Origin of the sequence: Paenibacillus lautus (genome assembly GCF_050482385.1) — a bacterium.
Lineage (GTDB): Bacteria > Bacillota > Bacilli > Paenibacillales > Paenibacillaceae > Paenibacillus_AQ > Paenibacillus_AQ lautus_B.
Genome location: NZ_JBCNHV010000010.1, coordinates 26,389 through 43,726 on the forward strand (window position 1 = coordinate 26,389; position 17,338 = coordinate 43,726).

16 protein-coding genes are annotated in these 17,338 nt (G+C 47.7%); all 16 read right to left on the reverse strand.

Annotated features, from left to right (window positions below; genetic code table 11):
- Window positions 1-138 precede the first annotated feature (138 nt).
- The 16 genes from ABEW73_RS11045 to dinG all read right to left on the reverse strand — a co-directional run bounded on the left by ABEW73_RS11045 (window position 139) and on the right by dinG (window position 17,271).
- Window positions 139-1,173, reverse strand: a complete 1,035-nt coding sequence (locus ABEW73_RS11045) for a phosphotransferase enzyme family protein (RefSeq protein WP_430173503.1) — start codon at window positions 1,171-1,173, stop codon at window positions 139-141.
- A 146-nt stretch (window positions 1,174-1,319) separates the two neighbouring features.
- Window positions 1,320-1,589, reverse strand: a complete 270-nt coding sequence (locus ABEW73_RS11050) for a CD3324 family protein (RefSeq protein ID WP_071218363.1) — start codon at window positions 1,587-1,589, stop codon at window positions 1,320-1,322.
- A gap of 283 nt (window positions 1,590-1,872) precedes the next feature.
- Window positions 1,873-2,529 carry an HAD family hydrolase gene (locus ABEW73_RS11055; protein ID WP_430173501.1) on the reverse strand — a complete coding sequence of 219 codons (657 nt, stop codon included), beginning with the start codon at window positions 2,527-2,529 and terminating at the stop codon, window positions 1,873-1,875.
- A 27-nt stretch (window positions 2,530-2,556) separates the two neighbouring features.
- A complete protein-coding gene (locus ABEW73_RS11060; protein WP_430173499.1) occupies window positions 2,557-3,246 on the reverse strand; it encodes an HAD family hydrolase in 690 nt (229 codons plus the stop codon).
- 157 nt (window positions 3,247-3,403) lie between these two features.
- Entirely contained in the window at window positions 3,404-4,405 is a 1,002-nt protein-coding gene (locus ABEW73_RS11065; protein ID WP_430173497.1) for a hypothetical protein, read from the reverse strand.
- Window positions 4,390-5,004 carry an RNA polymerase sigma factor gene (locus ABEW73_RS11070; RefSeq protein WP_430173495.1) on the reverse strand — a complete coding sequence of 205 codons (615 nt, stop codon included), beginning with the start codon at window positions 5,002-5,004 and terminating at the stop codon, window positions 4,390-4,392. The genes ABEW73_RS11065 and ABEW73_RS11070 overlap by 16 nt, the downstream gene beginning before the upstream one ends.
- 221 nt (window positions 5,005-5,225) lie before the next feature.
- A complete protein-coding gene (locus ABEW73_RS11075; RefSeq protein ID WP_430173493.1) occupies window positions 5,226-5,975 on the reverse strand; it encodes a DnaD domain protein in 750 nt (249 codons plus the stop codon).
- Window positions 5,976-5,993: 18 nt separating this feature from the next.
- Window positions 5,994-7,289 (reverse strand): asparagine--tRNA ligase, encoded by a 1,296-nt coding sequence (asnS, locus tag ABEW73_RS11080; protein WP_076321005.1) that lies wholly within the window; start codon window positions 7,287-7,289, stop codon window positions 5,994-5,996.
- A 30-nt stretch (window positions 7,290-7,319) separates the two neighbouring features.
- Complete coding sequence (locus ABEW73_RS11085; RefSeq protein WP_430173491.1) at window positions 7,320-8,528, reverse strand: acetate/propionate family kinase; 1,209 nt, start codon at window positions 8,526-8,528, stop codon at window positions 7,320-7,322.
- Entirely contained in the window at window positions 8,525-9,397 is an 873-nt protein-coding gene (locus ABEW73_RS11090; RefSeq protein WP_430173489.1) for a 3-hydroxyacyl-CoA dehydrogenase family protein, read from the reverse strand. Before ABEW73_RS11090 ends, ABEW73_RS11085 begins: the two co-directional genes overlap by 4 nt.
- Before the next feature lie 134 nt (window positions 9,398-9,531).
- Window positions 9,532-11,034 (reverse strand): AAA family ATPase, encoded by a 1,503-nt coding sequence (locus ABEW73_RS11095; protein ID WP_430173487.1) that lies wholly within the window; start codon window positions 11,032-11,034, stop codon window positions 9,532-9,534.
- Window positions 11,027-11,560 (reverse strand): hypothetical protein, encoded by a 534-nt coding sequence (locus ABEW73_RS11100; RefSeq protein WP_430173486.1) that lies wholly within the window; start codon window positions 11,558-11,560, stop codon window positions 11,027-11,029. Before ABEW73_RS11100 ends, ABEW73_RS11095 begins: the two co-directional genes overlap by 8 nt.
- A gap of 263 nt (window positions 11,561-11,823) precedes the next feature.
- Window positions 11,824-12,342 (reverse strand): DUF5590 domain-containing protein, encoded by a 519-nt coding sequence (locus ABEW73_RS11105; protein WP_430173484.1) that lies wholly within the window; start codon window positions 12,340-12,342, stop codon window positions 11,824-11,826.
- A gap of 31 nt (window positions 12,343-12,373) precedes the next feature.
- Complete coding sequence (locus ABEW73_RS11110; RefSeq protein ID WP_430173482.1) at window positions 12,374-13,675, reverse strand: amidohydrolase; 1,302 nt, start codon at window positions 13,673-13,675, stop codon at window positions 12,374-12,376.
- Window positions 13,650-14,315 carry a redox-sensing transcriptional repressor Rex gene (locus tag ABEW73_RS11115; protein ID WP_430173480.1) on the reverse strand — a complete coding sequence of 222 codons (666 nt, stop codon included), beginning with the start codon at window positions 14,313-14,315 and terminating at the stop codon, window positions 13,650-13,652. The genes ABEW73_RS11110 and ABEW73_RS11115 overlap by 26 nt, the downstream gene beginning before the upstream one ends.
- 79 nt (window positions 14,316-14,394) lie before the next feature.
- Window positions 14,395-17,271: an ATP-dependent DNA helicase DinG gene (dinG, locus tag ABEW73_RS11120; protein ID WP_430173478.1), complete on the reverse strand. Its 2,877-nt coding sequence runs from the start codon at window positions 17,269-17,271 to the stop codon at window positions 14,395-14,397.
- Window positions 17,272-17,338: the final 67 nt, after the last annotated feature.

Here is a 17,338-nt window from a genome sequence, read left to right on the forward strand (position 1 = left end):
ACAAAAAAAGAACGTCTGTCGACGCCCTTTGAAAGATTACAGGATCATGCCTCTAAGAACAAATAGAACATTCATCACAACATGCATAAACATCACGGGAACTACATCATATTATGATACCCTTCTATAATGACCGGATCAACTAGAGATTTGCACCTCATCTATTTCTAACGGCTCCACCACATTCAGCAGAAACGAACGCCCGCTCAAATATTCACGGATATAGGCCAGCGCATAGATTTGCTCACTCTTCAGACTTTCTGTCTCTCTTGGATTGGAGGCATGGTGGCTATAGTTCTCCATCATAATCATGATGAAAAAGCACTCCAGTGACTGAATATAATCCGTGCCCAATTTCCGCACGCTTTCATATCCTTGAAGCACTTTACATCGTTGGTTCGGAACGAGTGACAACATCACCGCGGCCAGATCGTAAAGAAAAAAACCGTAGCCACACCTACCGAAATCAATCGGGTGAGGAAGTCCACCTTCAAATACCACATTCCCCAGATGTAAATCGGCATGAATGAGGCCATAATTGCAATCATCAGCGTTCATCTGATCAAGCTGGGATAAAACTTTTTCAGCTGCGAGTTGATACAGTGACCATGAGACTTCTGACAAAAAAGTTCCTGCATATCGCTCCAACTTGGCGAGTGCTTCTCTATAGCTATTCATCCCCCATATGGGACTCCGGAAATCAGAAGAACTTTCGAAGCCAAGTGCCTCTTCATGTAGTCTGGCTATCAAAACACCCACCTGATACGCTTGATCTTCTGTGAGTCTTTCATGGGCATGCACACCATCCACCCATTTCATCACGGTAACATAAGGAGATCTGAATCCATGGTCCGTACCGATTTTCAACAATCTTAACCCATTTGGAGTCGTTATACCTGACGGCACTTTGATACCTGCGGCAATTAGGGCATCCAGGAATTGAAGCTCCAAGTATATTTCAAAACTGGACCGTCGATCCGAATGAATTCTCAATAAGTATGTTTCATTTAAGTTGGTCCTAACTTGATATGTAATCGTGTCCGAAATACCGATAAACTCAATCTCAACCCATCTCAGGTTATATTGCTGAAGTGCCGATATCGCAACCCTCTTAGCCCTATCGAGCAGCGCACACCGTTGTTCTTCTGTTGCAAATTGAAAAAAATCATTCATGAACTCACCTCTGCCCTATCATTTGAACGTTCTTGAATGATTATAATTGCCCAGCATCTGCCCTTCCTATATAAGGATTGATTTAAAATGACTTTTATACATAAGAAAAAGCCACATTAGACAGAACGTTCCAATGTGACTTTGCATTACTTGTTTTTGGTATATACGATTTTCTTGATGGAATCGCAGGATAAACAAAATTGAGAAGAAAGCTGATCAATCGTAGCACCCGACGCAAACAACTGCCGGATTTCCAGGTTTCTTTTTTTCAAATACACCCGGCTGCCCGAGTTCTCTCCCCACTTCTTGCGTAATCCTTCAGGTTTAGGGATGTACACCATCCCGCCCTGTACATATTTCTGCACTTCCTTCAACAGTTCCTCTGGAAGTATAATATCCGCGTTTATATATTTCATGGTAGCTCTGCTCCTTAAAATTAAAATAAAGGTTTTAAGGATGCAAAGTCCATTTAGATAAACGGCCTCTCTACACGAGGTAATCAGGCGGTAACTTTCTCATCGCTCCATGCAAACAACCGCCGTTGTTCATCAAATAGACTTTGCATAGAGCTCATTGTCAATCTTCCCTTCATGTTCAGGCCCTCCTTTCAAAATAATGACATTCCTCCGACTGGTTATGACCATTATAACCGATGTTACGCGAAAAATCGAAGTGATCTGTCTCATCTACAAGCCGATTTCAAACCGCCAAGCTGGCAAACGACCGAAACATCTCCTCCACGGTGTTGAAACAATAGGTAGGCTGGCATGCAGCCAGCTCTTCCTCGGAACCATATCCATAGCCTGCAGCGATGCTGTGTATCCCGCAGTTTCGGGCTCCAATCAGATCATGCTTCCGGTCTCCAATCATAACGGCTCCAGGCGTCTGAATACGGCACGTATCCAGAACATGTTGAATGATTTCGGTCTTGGCGGACCGGGTGCCGTCCAGCTCGCTTCCACACACCATGGAAAAATAGGCGGATAGCTGAAAGTGCTCTAGAACCGTTTCAGCAAAAATCGTAGGTTTGGAGGTAGCGACATACAAGTGGCGCCCTTGGGATAACAGCAAATCCAATAATTCGCGTATGCCGCCATACACCTCATTCTCATAAAGGCCGGTATCCTTGTAATATTCACGGTAGCTTAGAACGGCTTCCCATGCCTCGGCTTCACTAAAATGATATTTCTCGGTGAAGGTCGCCTGGAGCGGGGGACCGATAAAACATTCCAGCTCGGAAAGATCACGTACGTTAATCCCATGTTTACCGAGTGCGTATTGCACGGCTTTCGTAATGCCTTCACGCGGATCCGTCAAAGTGCCATCCAAATCAAATAGAATATGATGGTATCTCATTCGATCATTCTCCTTCAAACATGATTCTTAAGCCAGATCCTTGATCTCCATGAGATCCCTGATCGTATAAGCAGGTCGATGGTGATCACTTAAAACGGCCCCCCGGCGATTATAATAACAAAAATCAATTCCGGCTCTCGTTGCTCCTTCATAATCATCCGTAAGCGAATCCCCTATGTACAACACCTCGCCTGGACCTACCTCCAATTCCTGCAAAGCGAGTTCAAAGATCTGCGGATCCGGCTTCCAACATTTCACCTCATCCGAAATGATAAAGGAGTCAAAATAATGAAACAATCCTCCTGTTGTCAGGCGTTTACGCTGTGCTTCGCCAATGCCGTTAGATATCACCCCTAGCGTAACATCGCCATGCAGGTGTTCCAAAATAAGATCGGCATTCGGCTCCATATGGTTGGAACTGCAAAACAACCCCCAGTAGGTTTCCGAAATCTCCCGGTACTGACGAAATTCCCGCTTCAACCTCAGGAAGGTGTCCGTGAAGGAATGCTCCAAAACCTGCCTGATATCATGATTGTTCTGAATTCGGTTCATCCAATAATTAAAATTAATCGGTCCAAACGTGCTCCAGAATTCCTCCCACGTCAGTTCCTCATGCAGCCGGTAGTGCTCCAGGGCCTGCTGCATACATGTCCTTTCACTCTGACTATAATCTAATAACGTGTTATCCAGATCAAAAATAATCGCTTTATATCTCATTTCTCTCCCCCCTCACATCCATCGGCTGTAAATAATTGAATTCGCTAAAGAGGGGATATTCTCCTGCCATTTGACATCTCGTGGCTGCACATACCTACCAACCAACCATTAAAAAAACAATCCCTAGAGCCCAAAAACAGACTCTGCGGGATCGATATTAATTAATAAAACTCTCTGCAATTTCAAGAACTTCCTCTTTTTTAAGAGCAACTTTATTATTTAACGATATATGATAATAAAGGTCATGCTGCTCATCCACCCAAGTCAGCCCCTGATTAAAAAAAGCGTCCGCATATTTTACGTAAATCATCTCGCGGCCCTTAACGAGCACTTTTTCCACATGATCCGCTTCGGAAAACTGGATCTCCTTCTTGGGGTTCATTCCGCTGCGTTTGGTCGCGAACACGGTGATCGAAGACTCTATTTCTTTGCCTTTTACATAGGACAGAGAAATGCTACTCACGCTTGGCGGTTTAATCTCCTTAACGAAAACTTTTTTGTTGTTCGTTGAACCTTCAGCCTGTCGGATTAACTCATTTTGTATATCGTAATAAACTTCCGTCGGTTCTCCATCATGAAATAAATCAGATAGATCCAGATTGAAGGATAGGATTCCTTCACTAAATGAATACTCATTGAGTAATCGGGATGGATATTCCATATTAGGCATCCCGCGCTTTGTAGCTTCCTCTTGAAACACATTGAGCGCACCCAGAGAAATATCACCCGTTTGAAATTCGAGCAATGTATCCTTTCCAAATAACTCTTTCTTCAAGTCATTCATCTCTTGATTATGGATATAATAAGCGATGGCTTGGCCCGGCAAAGCCGAGCGCCAGGCTAAGTTTGAGGATGAATTATCGATAGAATTTAACCTATCCCATTTTCCTTGTAATTCCTTGGACACTCCAGGTTTAGGTTTGGTCTCCAGCACCACTTTTCCGTCTTTGCTGCGAATCTGTATCAGTTCGGTTGCGGCGTAAACCGTCACCGACAGCGAAGTCACCAGCAGCAGCGACGCTGCCATCACGAGCGGTCTTCTTAACATGTTGGGCTGAGGTTTCTTGGCGGGTAGGCAGGCAATCCGTTCCATGACTGCATCCCTGACATCAATGATATAATAGCTCTTTGGGTCCTGCTCTATCAGCTTTTCTTCCACGTCATTTCGTTTAACTTCCACTGTAGATCCCCCTCTCTGTCAACCATCCACTTTTTTATTTTTTGTATCAGGCGGCTGTAGCGTTTTTTGACCGAATCCTTGGTTTTATCAAGAATTAATCCGATTTCCGCAAAGCTTTTTTCCTCAAAAACCCGCAGAATAAGCAGGTTCCGCTCCTCCGGGGTCAGCCTACGAAGAGCACGCTCCATGGACTCGCCAATGATATATTTTTGGGCCTCCTGCTCTGCGCTTTCCGCTTGCTCCTTATCCGTTCTCAGCAAAGGAGCAATGCTATGAAAGAAACGTCTCCTTCGCAGCATATTCAGACAATGGTGATAAGCAATCTTGTATAACCATGAAGAAAAGGAGGTCTTTGGCTCATATGTCTCCAGCTTCTGATAAGCCTTGACCATAATCTCCTGCACGGCATCCTCCGCATCCTGCCGCTGATTCAATAGCCTCCAGCAATACATGAAAATCTGCTGTTGATACGCCTCGACGATATGTACAAAAGCTTGCCGATCCCCGTTTAAAACTTGTTCTATGGATTCTTCTAAGCGCAAGTCTTTAGGCTCTGAATTCATTGGTTGAAAGCTCACTCCGTTATTCCCCCTTTCATCAGCAATCCATTGTTCAGGTGCCTTCACGAGCTATAACACATGGCAGCGGAAAAAAGGGACATCTATATTTTGACTCGGGATCGTAACTATTTTTGAATAACTGCTTCTAATGCACCTTCCATCATGAAACAGATAGCTTGGAAAGGGAATACAGAATATTACACATAAAAAAGCACGCCCCTTAAGGACGTGCTTCTCATCTATCTTCCGATATTTCTGAATTTCTGCGTATAGGCCTTGGCATCCTGTGCGGTACGCACCCGGTTGCGGCTCCATTCAAGGAGGATCCGGTCAATGTAGCGGAAATGCAGTTTGCCCGCAAATACCGCTTCTTTCAGAGCCAATAAGATCAACTCGTCCGGATAGCGATCCGCATCAACCCAGCCGGAGATCGTCTCCAGCTCCATGGGCGACAGCGGGCGGCCAAACTCTTTTTCGAAAATGGTGAACAAATTCCGCTCTTCCTTCTCAGGAACGGGGTTCCCCGATGCAGTTGATTTGCCGGTAGCAGGACGGGCATTCAACAGCGGAGACGCAAACTTGGTTCCATCAGGGGTCTTTTCCTTGTGCTCTTCAGCCAAGCACGAAGCGAGCTTCTCATACAATCCGTGGAGATTGTAGCGCTCGTAATGAATCCCCTGTGTTTCGTCCACATACTCATCAATTCCGATCAGCCCTACCTTCATCAAGCGCTGCAGGCTGGTAGCGATGAATCCGGTGGGAGCCCCTGTCACTTCCGCAAGTTCCTCCAGCGAAGGAAACGCCTTGAACTCCACCTGCTGATAACCAATCAAATGGATCACCAGCATGGCTTCACGGTCGCTTAAACCAAGTGACCGGTAATGCCGGAGCAAGGCATAAGGAATGATCGCCATTCCTTGGCTCATGCCGGCAGCGGCGCCGGCCGTCCACCCATTCACGCCTGTGTCCACGTTACCGTCGTGGTCCATAGACTCACCTCTCACGGCTTACGGGTACAACCGGTACAGGGTCCGTGGGAACGGAATCGTTTCACGCACATGGTCCAAGCCGCAAATCCAAGCAACGGTACGCTCAAGACCTAAACCGAAGCCGGAATGAGGCACGGTGCCGTATTTACGCAAATCCATATACCATTGGTAGGTTTCCATCGACAGATCATGCTCCTTGAAACGCTCTTCAAGCAGCTGCGGATCGTCTATCCGCTGCGATCCGCCAATAATCTCACCATATCCTTCTGGAGCGATCATATCCGCACAGAGTACGACTTCCGGACGATTCGGATCCGGCTTCATATAGAAAGCCTTGATTCCCGCCGGGTAATGCGTAATAAAGACTGGCTTGTCATACTTCTCGGCAATCGCCGTTTCGTGTGGCGCGCCAAAGTCCTCACCCCAAGGAATATCAAAATCTTGCGTATGCAGGAATTCAATAGCCTCATCGTACGTAATCCGCGGGAATGGTGCCTGGATCGCCTCCAGCTTTGAAATGTCGCGACCGATCGTTTCAAGCTCCTGACGGCAGTTTTTAACCACGGATTGCACCACATGACTAATGAACTGCTCCTGCACGCGAAGGCTCTCCTCATGGTCCGTGAAGGCCATCTCAGGCTCAATCATCCAGAACTCGATCAGGTGACGACGGGTTTTGGACTTCTCGGCACGGAACGTCGGCCCGAAGGAGTATACCTTACCGAGCGCCATGGCGGCAGCTTCCATGTACAACTGTCCGCTCTGGGTCAAATAGGCATCCTCATCAAAATACTTCGTGTGGAACAGGTTGGTTGTACCCTCCGCGGAAGTTGGGGTCAAAATCGGCGGATCCACAAGCGTAAATCCGTTGGTATCAAAGTAATCTTGAACCGCACGGATAATTTCAGCACGGATCACCATGATCGCACGTTGTTTCTGTGTACGAAGCCACAGATGACGATGGTCCATCAAATAATCAACACCATGCTCTTTAGGCGTAATCGGATAGTTTTCCGTAAGATGTATAATTTCAATGCCGGTAACCGTCATCTCATAACCCGATTGGCTCCGCGGCTCTTCACGTATAACACCCGTCACATACAAAGAGCTTTCTTGTGTCAGGCTTTTCGCGTCATCCCATACTTGTTCGGATACTTCGCTCTTCACAACAACACCCTGGATATATCCGGACCCATCGCGAAGCTGCAGGAATTGAATCTTCCCGCTGGAACGCTTGTTGTTGATCCAGGCGCCGATCGTGACGGTCTCACCGACATGCTGGTTGACGTTACGAATCACACTTTTGGTGGCCATGCTTAAATCTCTCCCTTATATCACTACTATTTAACGGTTGGAAGCTTGCACGATACGATGCGTATCCCGAGCAATAACCAATTCTTCGTTGGTAGGGATCACAAGTACCTCGACCTTCGAATTCGCCGCAGAAATACGGCGTGGCTCGCCGGAACGAATGCTGTTCAGCTCCTCATCCAATTCTACTCCGAGATAGGTAAGCTGCTCAAGCACTCTTTGCCGAAGAACGATCGAATTCTCGCCGACGCCCGCAGTAAATACGATGACATCGACGCCATTCATGGCAGCAGCGTAAGACCCGATGTATTTACGAACACGATACTCATACATCTCAAAGGCCAATGTGGAGTTCGGATCGCCTTTTTCCATGCCTTCCGTAATCTCACGCATGTCACTGCTGATCCCGGAAATTGCCAACAGTCCACTATGCTTGTTCAGCATGGAGTTCACTTCATTGACGGTCAGCTCTTCCTTGTTCATAACAAACGGTACAATTGCCGGATCCAAATCACCGCTGCGCGTACCCATCATGAGCCCTTCCAGCGGGGTCATCCCCATGGAAGTGTCGATGGATTTCCCGCCTTTTACTGCTGTCAAGGAAGCACCGTTACCGATATGACAGGTAATGATCTTCAGATCCTCCAGCGGCCGGTTCAGGAATTGTGCCGCTGCCTTGCTGACATAGTCGTGGGACGTACCGTGCGCACCGTAACGACGTACTTTATATTTATTATAAAGTACTCTCGGAATAGCGTACAGGTATGATTTCTCCGGCATTGTCTGATGGAACGCCGTATCAAATACAACGACCTGCGGAACGCCCGGCATATTGGATTCTGCTGCCTTAATTCCCATCATCGATGCGGGATTATGCAGCGGAGCCAAATCGAACAAGCGGCGGATTTCCGCTTTGGCGTCACTGTCAACGAGCGCGGATTCTTTAAAAGACTCCCCGCCATGAACTACACGGTGTCCAACAGCCTGAATGCTGTCGATAGAATCGATCACACCGTGCTCCTCGTTTGTAAGCATGCCCAGCACTTTGCGGATCGCTGTGGTATGCTCTAGAATTTCGCTGACTTCCGTAACATCCTGTTTTCCCGTTGGCTTATGCGTCAGAATCGAGGAATCCATACCGATCCGCTCGACCAAGCCTTTTGCCAATACGGATTCATCCGTCATGTTGTACAGTTGATACTTCAGTGAAGAACTACCTGCATTAATTACGAGAATATTCATACCCGGTCACCATCCTTATCGTACTTGAAAAAGCCTTCTCCGGTTTTGACGCCCAGTTGCCCTGCGCGGACCCGTTTCTTCAAGACAATCGATGGACGGTATTTCAGTTCGCCGTACTCGCGGAACATGCGTTCCAGCGCAGCGAGAATGGAATCCAGGCCGAAACGGTCGGCCATCTCAAGCGGCCCATGCTGGAAGTTATATCCGATTCTCATCGCGTCATCGATATCTTCCGCCGAAGCCACGCCTTCTTGCAGCAGATGCATCGCTTCGTTGATCATGAGGGTAATCATGCGGGTTGTAACAAAACCTGGAGACTCATACACCATGATGCCTTTTTTATCCGAAACTTCTTCAACAAAGCGTTTCGTTTCCGTAAACGTATGTTCCGAAGTTTTCAAGCCGCGGATGATTTCAACCAGGTCTACCTTGGAAACAGGATGAATGAAGTGCATGCCAATAACACGCTCAGGATATTTGGTAGAGCTGGCGAGCTCCGTCAAACTAAGCGTGGATGTATTACTTGCTAATATCACTTGGCTCGGACATACTTGATCAAGCTGTGAAAATACCTCTTTTTTCGCTTCCAAGTCCTCTATTATGGTCTCAATCACCATATCGCAGGTGCTAAGCTCGGCAAAATGAGTTACTTTTTGAATCCGGTTCAGTATAAGTTTCTTCTCTGCCTGGGTAATTCCCCACTTCTCCAATTGTTTATCTAGACTGGTCTCGATCATTCGGTATGAATAGTCCAGTTTCTCTGGAGTTTTCTCTACGAGCAGTACGTCAAGACCTTTGGCTGCCAGCATCTCCGCAATGCCCTGCCCCATCGTCCCGCCGCCTACAACGCCGATTTTTTTGAAGTACATGGTTTCTACTCCACCCTTTCCTTATCTCTATACTTTATTGTACCCCATTTGTCGAAAAATACATTTTCAGAGCACAAAGTATAATAATATCTTAGCACGACAAAAAAGTAAAAAAAAATAACCAGCATAACAATTTATGCTGGTAAAAGCGCGTTTTCACGAAATTGACAACGAAATTGTTCCCCGGAGAGGATTTCTTCCTTTAAAAGGATATTAAGAGAATTGTCGAATATTGGCCGTTTCTGTTCCAATAGATTCTTGGTGCGGTTCATTAACTCTTCCAGAATCACATTATTCTCTTTCATTAACTCTTCAGTTGTTACCATATTCATGTTAACAATGCCCAGCGACGTCAAACCCGACTTCATCATCGTCTCCACAATATTCAGCGATTGCTCAAAGTCATTGCTTGAGCCTGTGCTTCGCCCCCCGTAAAAGATCTCTTCGGCGGCCGCACCGCCAAGCGCGATCATAATTTGCTCTTCCAGGAAGGATTTTGTGTACAAATATTGTTCCTCCTGCGGGTTATGACGAACATAACCAAGTGCCTTACCACGCGGGCTGAGGGCAACTTGTTTCACACTGCCGGGACGCACAAGCTCTGCCATGATAGCATGTCCCAATTCATGGATGGCAACACGCTTCTTCTCTTCCAAATTCGATTCACGGTCAGAACGCTCACCCATCATGACCTTGTCAATCGCCATGGACAAATGACGCTGATGGATAAACTGCTCATTCTCACGCATCGTATAAATGGCCGCTTCATTCATGACGCTCTCAAGCTGTGCACCCGAGAAGCCGTAAGCTTCCTCGGCGATTTTCTCCAGGTCAACATCTTCATGCAGCGGCTTATTACCCGCATGCAGATTCAAGATATGGGAGCGCCCCTTCTTATCCGGCAGATCCACCTGAATATGACGGTCGAATCGACCTGGACGCAGCAGTGCGCTATCCAGCATTTCTTTCCGGTTTGTTGCGGCGATAACCAGAATGCGAGGAGTATCCTGCGAATAGATGCCATCCATCTCGGTTAGCAGTTGATTGAGCGTCTGGTCATATTCTCGCTGCTGGCCGCCTTCGCGTTTACCGCCAATAACATCGACCTCATCGATAAAGATGATGGCGTTTTGCTTGTTTTCTTTTGCCGCACGGTTCCGGGCATCCTTGAACAGATCCCGGATGCGCCCTGCACCAACACCGACATACATCTCAACAAATTCACTGCCGGATGCAGCGACAAAAATCGAATCCGTATAATGGGCAGCAGCTTTAGCCATCAACGTCTTCCCTGTTCCCGGAGGTCCGGTGAGGAGAATGCCTTTTAGCGGGCGAATGCCGAATTTCTTAATGTCTTCATGACGAATTAGAAAATCCAATGCTTCTCGCAGCTCTTGCTTGGCATTATCCTGCCCGCCGATTTCTTCGAAGGTCAGCTTGGCAGGTCCGCTCTTTTTCCGTTTCCGCTCATTCCCTGCGCCTACAGCGATGCCGCCCTTCATTTTAGCAATAAACAACAAACCGCCTACAAGCGCTGCCGCGATAAGCAAGGGCACGATGTTCACGCCGACAAACACGAGGAATACCAACAAAACGGGAATAAAGCCTAACATAATTTCTTTAGCTAATTTAGGCATGATTCCACACCTCCATTTTGCCAGGTTGACGCGGCAAGATTATATATTTACCAGACTTGCCGTCTGACAAGCTGACATAGACATGGGTGTCATCAATCGTTGCCTTTGCTTTCAAATTCGGCGACTGGGCAGCAAGCTGCTCGAGCGATGATTGAATATCGGTATACTGTTTATTGTCCATCGCTTCAGCGACTGACAGCATCGCCTTCTCCCACCATTGATCCAGGGCTTCCGAGGAATGGTCCTCAACCTGGATTTTCAATTCCCGTTTATCAATCACTGACTTGCCTTCCTTCTTAATATGCTGAACCAAGCCTTGTAAATTCGTATCTGGAGCCAAATCAAGATTCAAAGTAACGGTATTCTGTTTAATATCTATATGAGAATCCTTCACGCCGTCATATTGTGACACAACATTGGCCAGCGGGTTCTGCAAAGCCATCTGCCGATACAGAAACCATCCGCCAAAGAGAACCGATGCTGAGATCACGACAGTCAGCATGATAGGTACAATGCGTAGTTTCATGAAGCTCCTCCTTCATTTCTATATGAAATTTTGTCTATCATTCTGTAACAAAATAATACATATAACAACGATATATTGCGATGCATGTATTTTGTATGCTCTTTTTATACAAGTACGAGTATATCACATCTTATATACTTTTTCATGCATGTCTGTGAAAATATTTAGAACAGTTCTTCCATATTTTTTCTGAATACGCTTACAATTTGAAAGAAAAAGAGAGGCACCCTATGAATATTAAAGGGCGCCTCTCTTCTACATTTTTATTGATTTGGAAGAATAATGTCATTCCCGATAGTGTTACCATCTTGAAAACGATAAAACCGATACCCGCGCTGACCGTTGTGTTCATACTGCAGCTGCCATGCATACTCGCCCTCGTACATTCCAGGCAGCAGCCGCTTAATTTCCACGCCAGGCAATTCGTTATAGATCTGATCCCGCATCTGGGCTTCTGACATCCCCGTATTCAATAAAACGGACTGGACAGCGTCAGCACCTTCAACAGGTACGTTATCATCCGTAAATTTCACCCATACCATACGATCCTGATTGTCCTGATCCTTCCCGTTTACCACCCAATAGTTATTATCCTCGCCCCACACCGATTTATAGGTCTTCCCGGACGTAACCAATTGGCCATGCTGTTTGGCGGCAACAATCGCCATTCTTTCTTCATTCCAAGTATCTTTCATAACATATGAATAATAGAGTTGTAGACCAAGCAGTAACAGCAGCACGCCGGATACACTCAGCAATATCCACTTCGTTTTTTTCTTCAAATCCGTCTTCCTCGCTCCCCTTGATTATTCCCTAGAGGGTTGTAAGACGCTCAAAGGCACGCTGCGCTTCCCGGCGGATACGTTCCTCATCGAGAGTAAGACTCGCGCCATTCTTCACTACCTGCTTGCCGTCAACCCATACATGCTCAACATCCTTCGCACTAGCGGAGTAGATAGCATGAGAAATGTAATCCGTCTTCGGAAGGAAGTGCGCCTGATCCGTGTTCAGTGCGATCATATCTGCTTTCATACCTACCGCAAGCGTACCGATATCCGTAAGGAAGGCTGACTTGGCTCCATACTCTGTACCCATTCGAAGCGCTTCGGATGCAGGAATCGCGGTTGGATCCCCGCTTACCCCTTTATGGATCAGCGCCGCCAGGCGCATCTCTTCAAACATATCGAGATTATTATTGCTCGCAGGTCCATCGGTACCCAAAGACACGGTAACCCCGGCTTTCAGCAGTGCGGGCACGCGAGCAATGCCGCTGGCAAGCTTCAAATTGCTGCCTGGATTATGCGACACCATGACCTGATGCTTGGCCAGGATTTCGATTTCTTCATCGGTCAGATGGACGGCATGCGCAAGCAGCGTTGGACGGGAGAACATGCCAAGCTTCTCCAAATGGGCGACAGGACGAAGTCCGTAGTCATTTACATTCTGAGCGACTTCCGTTTCCGTTTCAGACATATGGGTATGCAAAGGCAGATTCAAATCATGGGATGCCTGAACGAATTTTTCGATGAAATCCGGCGGGCACGTATAAGGTGCATGCGGCGAGATCATCGTCGTAATTCTCCCGTCAGCCTTGCCATGCCAGTCTTTTGCGAATGCAACAGCCTCATCCAGCTTCTGCTGCTGCACCTCAGGCGGACATAATCCGATAACACCGCGTGTCAGAACGCCGCGCATTCCTGAGTCCTGCACAACCTTAGCAACCTGATCCATATGATCATACATATCCACAAACGTCGTGGTTCCGCCTTTGATCATCTCCAGCACGGAGAGTGCGGTTCCCCAGTATACATCGTCGGCCGTAAATTTGGCTTCCATAGGCCACATTTTTTCCTGAAGCCATACCTGCAGTGCCAGATCGTCGCCATAACCGCGGAGCAGCGACATCGCCGCATGTCCGTGCGTGTTCACCAACCCAGGTAGGAAAAAGAGATGAGTTCCGTCAATAACTTCTGTTCCTTCTTGGACGGTTGGCTCTTCTTCACCCAGGTAGGTTATCCGATCATTCTCCACAACCATATATCCGCGTAGCACGGACCTTCCTTCCTCTAGTACCGCAAACGTTCCGTTCTTAACCATCCAATTCGTTGTCGTCATGTGCTGCATCCTCCTTACCGTTATCCAAATAATAGGCCAAACTCTGCAAATCCGTAGTAAAATCAGCCGTATGAATCCGGATATGGGATGGGGCTTTCAGGATGGTTGGCGCAAAATTCAGGATAGCCTCGATGCCTGCTGCAATAAGCTGATTTGCTACATTCTGCGCTTCAAAATCCGGAACGGTGATGATCCCGATACGAATGCCGTACTCATGAACCGTCTTCTCCAGTTCTTCCATCGGCTGTACGACCAAATTGTTAATTTTCATACCAACTTTGGGAGAATACGAATCGAAAACCGCCACAATCTTCATATTGTCCTTCAGAAATGCATTGTAATTCGATAATGCATGTCCAAGATTACCGGCCCCAATCAATGCGACATTGATCTTCTGGTCCAGCTTTAGAATCTGGCGAATTTTCTCGATCAGATAAGATACGTCATATCCGATCCCTTTCCGTCCAAAATCACCGAAATACGCTAGGTCCTTACGAATTTGAGCAGGATTGAGATCCAGTTTTTGTCCCAGTTCCTGGGAGGAAACCGTGGAGACCTCCCTTTTCTGAAGCTCATTCAAATAGCGCAAGTATACAGGTAATCTGCGGACCACGGCTTCCGAAATTTTTTCCGATTTCATTCATGCTCCCCCTAATAATAGGTTAATAACTACATTTTTTGTGACCGATCATTTTGTTCATTGTTTCACTTTTACACATTTATTCTGCTTGGTTCTCTACGCCTGCCTCTTCCTGCAGCCATTCCGAAATTCGGGGAACAATCCCCTCTGTCGGCATATGCTCCATCTTCGGCCCCGGCAAAGAATATAAGAAATATTTCCCGTAATAGGATTCAATGACCCGGGTATCGTAGACGATGACAATCCCCTTATCTTGCGCGGTCCGCACCAGTCGGCCAAATCCCTGTTTGAAGCGAATGACCGCTTGCGGAACCGAAAGCTTCATGAACGGGTTCTTCTTCTGTTGCTGCAGCAATTCACTCTTGGCTTCGACCAAGGGGTGATTCGGCGGCTGAAACGGCAGCCGTACGATGGCAAGGCAAGTGAGCGCCTCACCGGGTATGTCTACCCCTTCCCAGAAGGAGCTGGTACCCAGCAGGACGGAAGCGCTGCTATCCTGGAATCTCCGGATTAACTTGGTACGGCTTGTTCCGTCCATCCCTTGTCCCAGTACCGTAATATCACTGGATGCCAGAGCCTCCTTCAGCGGCTCGTGCACCTGACGCAGCATCCGGTACGAGGTGAACAGCACAAGCATGCGGCCATGCGTAGCGATTGCCGTATCGGCCAATGATTGCACAAGTGTATTCACAAAGAGTGCATCACCGACCGAGCCCTTCACGCTCGGAAAATCGCGCGGCACGACAAGGAGGGCCTGCTCCCTGTAATTAAACGGGGACGGCAGCAGAACCGTGTTCAGGTTGCCGCTATCTGCCGCTTCCTGAAGACCCAAGTTCTCGATCATGAACTGAAACGATTTATCCACCGACAAGGTCGCCGATGTTAGGATCACGCTTTGTTTCTTATCAAAAAACAATTCCTTCAAGTGGGTGCTTACATCGACAGGCACTGCATAAAGCTGCAGCGATTTGCCGCGGAAATTCCCGTTAGCCTCCATCCAGTATACCGTGCCTTCATCATTCAGAGCCATGAAGGACCTCAGGTCCTCGCGGTGTGCAGCCAGGTCCTTAAACAGACCCGCTAGGTCTGTTAACAAACTGTCCGCGCTGTAGTCGTCCAGATCTTCCTTCATTTCGGAGATCAGCTTGTCACCCTTGCGTACGACATCGCCTAGCGTCACATGAATTTGATGCTCCAGCTCGGCCAGCGAATCCCAATCCTTCGGCTTCTTCAGAGGCGATAAGCGAAGCGAGAATTGACCGGCATCCCCCGGCGTCGCGTCTCCGCGTTCCGGAAGCAGTCCGAACAATTGATCGCTGAGCCGGTCCCAATTCTCTTTTGCGGTGATCAGATCCGGATAGATCCGGTCGATGATGGAAGACCACTCGACAGCCTTCTCATGCGATGATGCTTGCAGCAGCTGGCGAAGAGCCGGAAGCTGACCGCTGCGGCTGTCCTTGTACATACGGGTCAACGTATGAACAACCGAAAAATATTTCATCTGCAGGCCAAGGTGCTTGCCGGCGACGTCCTCCAGATGATGCGCTTCATCAATGACGAGGCGCTCATAACTCGGAAGCAGCTGATGATTCGCTTTCACGTCGGTGAACAGCTTCGAATGGTTCGTAATGACAACATCCGCAATACCCGCTTCATGTTTGGCCCTGTGGTAGTAGCATTTGCGGAACCATGGGCAGGCACGGCCAAGGCAGGAATCCGAATCGCTGGAGATGGTCTCCCAGAAATCTCCTCCGCGACCGCCAAGGTTCAGCTCTTCATCATCCCCGTTCTCCGTCTGGGTCAGCCAGACCAGCATCTGCGCCGCGGTGATCACATCTTCCTTCGGGGAATGAAAATCTCTTCTATTTATTTTATGTTCAAATTTTCTCAAACACAAATAATGGCCTCTTCCCTTGAAAATAGCCGCTTTAAAAGGAAAAGGAACAACCTGAGTGAGCAGGGGAATATCCCGGTCACGCAGCTGTTCTTGAAGGTTGATTGTATGCGTGCTCACCATAACCTTCTGTTCCTGCTTCACACTTTGATAAATCGACGGCAGCAAATACCCGAGGGATTTGCCTGTTCCCGTGCCGGCTTCGATCAATAAATGTTTATTGGCATCGAGGGCCTGCATCACTTCCTGAAACATCATGTCCTGGGCATCCCTGCTCTCATAATGAGGCAGCGTTTCCTTTAGCCGTTCACGGACATCATTCATGTATTGCTCAAAGCTTACATCCGCCAGCGGATTAGGCTCTGACTCATCCCTGACAGGCGCAATATCGTTCCAATCGTCAACTGCCAGGGCAAATTGACGATAGTACGTATGGGTGTCTCCGGCTTGTACAGCCTGGAACTCCCTGTCAGCACGGATGCCGTCAAAGAACCAGGCCAAGTCGCTGTCCTCGTCGGCAAAGAGGTCGCTTAACCGCTGCACGGTAAGCAAAGGAAGCTCATCGATCTCCTCCAGGCATTTCAGCAGCGCATAAGCTGTGGCAAGCGCATCGCTGTCCGCCTGATGCGGACGGTCATGCTCCAGACCGAAATGAGAAGAGACCATCCCTAGCTGATAAGAAGGCAACGAGGGAAAACATATTTTTAAGAAGTGCATCGTATCTAGAATTCGGCCGCTGAACGGTAAATAGCCGCAGCGATCGAGTGCATTTTGCAAAAAGTTAAAATCAAAAGCGACATTATGCCCAACCAATACGACATCGTCGAGCATGGGCACGAGTTCCATCATCATTTCTTCCAATGACGGAGCATCCGCTACATCACTGTCGGAAATGCCGGTCAAACCGGTAATAAAAGGAGGGATCGGAATCCCGGGATTGACATAGGTGCCGTATACGCGGGAGATGCTTCGATCCTCTTCGATGATGGCCAGTCCAACCTGAATGATCTCATCTGCTGACTGGTTGCCCGTGGTTTCAAAATCCAATACGGCAAATTTCATTTCGATAAAATCCCTTTCCTCCAGACTAATTAACAGCATACCAGAAGTTGCGGGATTTGAACATTCC

Excerpts from the sequence above, each read along its gene's own strand:
- ABEW73_RS11095 (WP_430173487.1), bottom strand. The coding sequence starts at position 11,034 with ATGCCTAAATTAGCTAAAGAAATTATGTTAGGCTTTATTCCCGTTTTG.
- ABEW73_RS11115 (WP_430173480.1), bottom strand. The coding sequence starts at position 14,315 with ATGAAATCGGAAAAAATTTCGGAAGCCGTGGTCCGCAGATTACCTGTA.
- ABEW73_RS11060 (WP_430173499.1), bottom strand. The coding sequence starts at position 3,246 with ATGAGATATAAAGCGATTATTTTTGATCTGGATAACACGTTATTAGAT.
- asnS (WP_076321005.1), bottom strand. The coding sequence starts at position 7,289 with ATGGCCACCAAAAGTGTGATTCGTAACGTCAACCAGCATGTCGGTGAG.
- ABEW73_RS11075 (WP_430173493.1), bottom strand. The coding sequence starts at position 5,975 with ATGGACCACGACGGTAACGTGGACACAGGCGTGAATGGGTGGACGGCC.
- ABEW73_RS11110 (WP_430173482.1), bottom strand. The coding sequence starts at position 13,675 with ATGACGACAACGAATTGGATGGTTAAGAACGGAACGTTTGCGGTACTA.
- ABEW73_RS11050 (WP_071218363.1), bottom strand. The coding sequence starts at position 1,589 with ATGAAATATATAAACGCGGATATTATACTTCCAGAGGAACTGTTGAAG.
- ABEW73_RS11055 (WP_430173501.1), bottom strand. The coding sequence starts at position 2,529 with ATGAGATACCATCATATTCTATTTGATTTGGATGGCACTTTGACGGAT.
- dinG (WP_430173478.1), bottom strand. The coding sequence starts at position 17,271 with ATGAAATTTGCCGTATTGGATTTTGAAACCACGGGCAACCAGTCAGCA.
- ABEW73_RS11085 (WP_430173491.1), bottom strand. The coding sequence starts at position 8,528 with ATGAATATTCTCGTAATTAATGCAGGTAGTTCTTCACTGAAGTATCAA.
- ABEW73_RS11100 (WP_430173486.1), bottom strand. The coding sequence starts at position 11,560 with ATGAAACTACGCATTGTACCTATCATGCTGACTGTCGTGATCTCAGCA.
- ABEW73_RS11045 (WP_430173503.1), bottom strand. The coding sequence starts at position 1,173 with ATGAATGATTTTTTTCAATTTGCAACAGAAGAACAACGGTGTGCGCTG.
- ABEW73_RS11090 (WP_430173489.1), bottom strand. The coding sequence starts at position 9,397 with ATGTACTTCAAAAAAATCGGCGTTGTAGGCGGCGGGACGATGGGGCAG.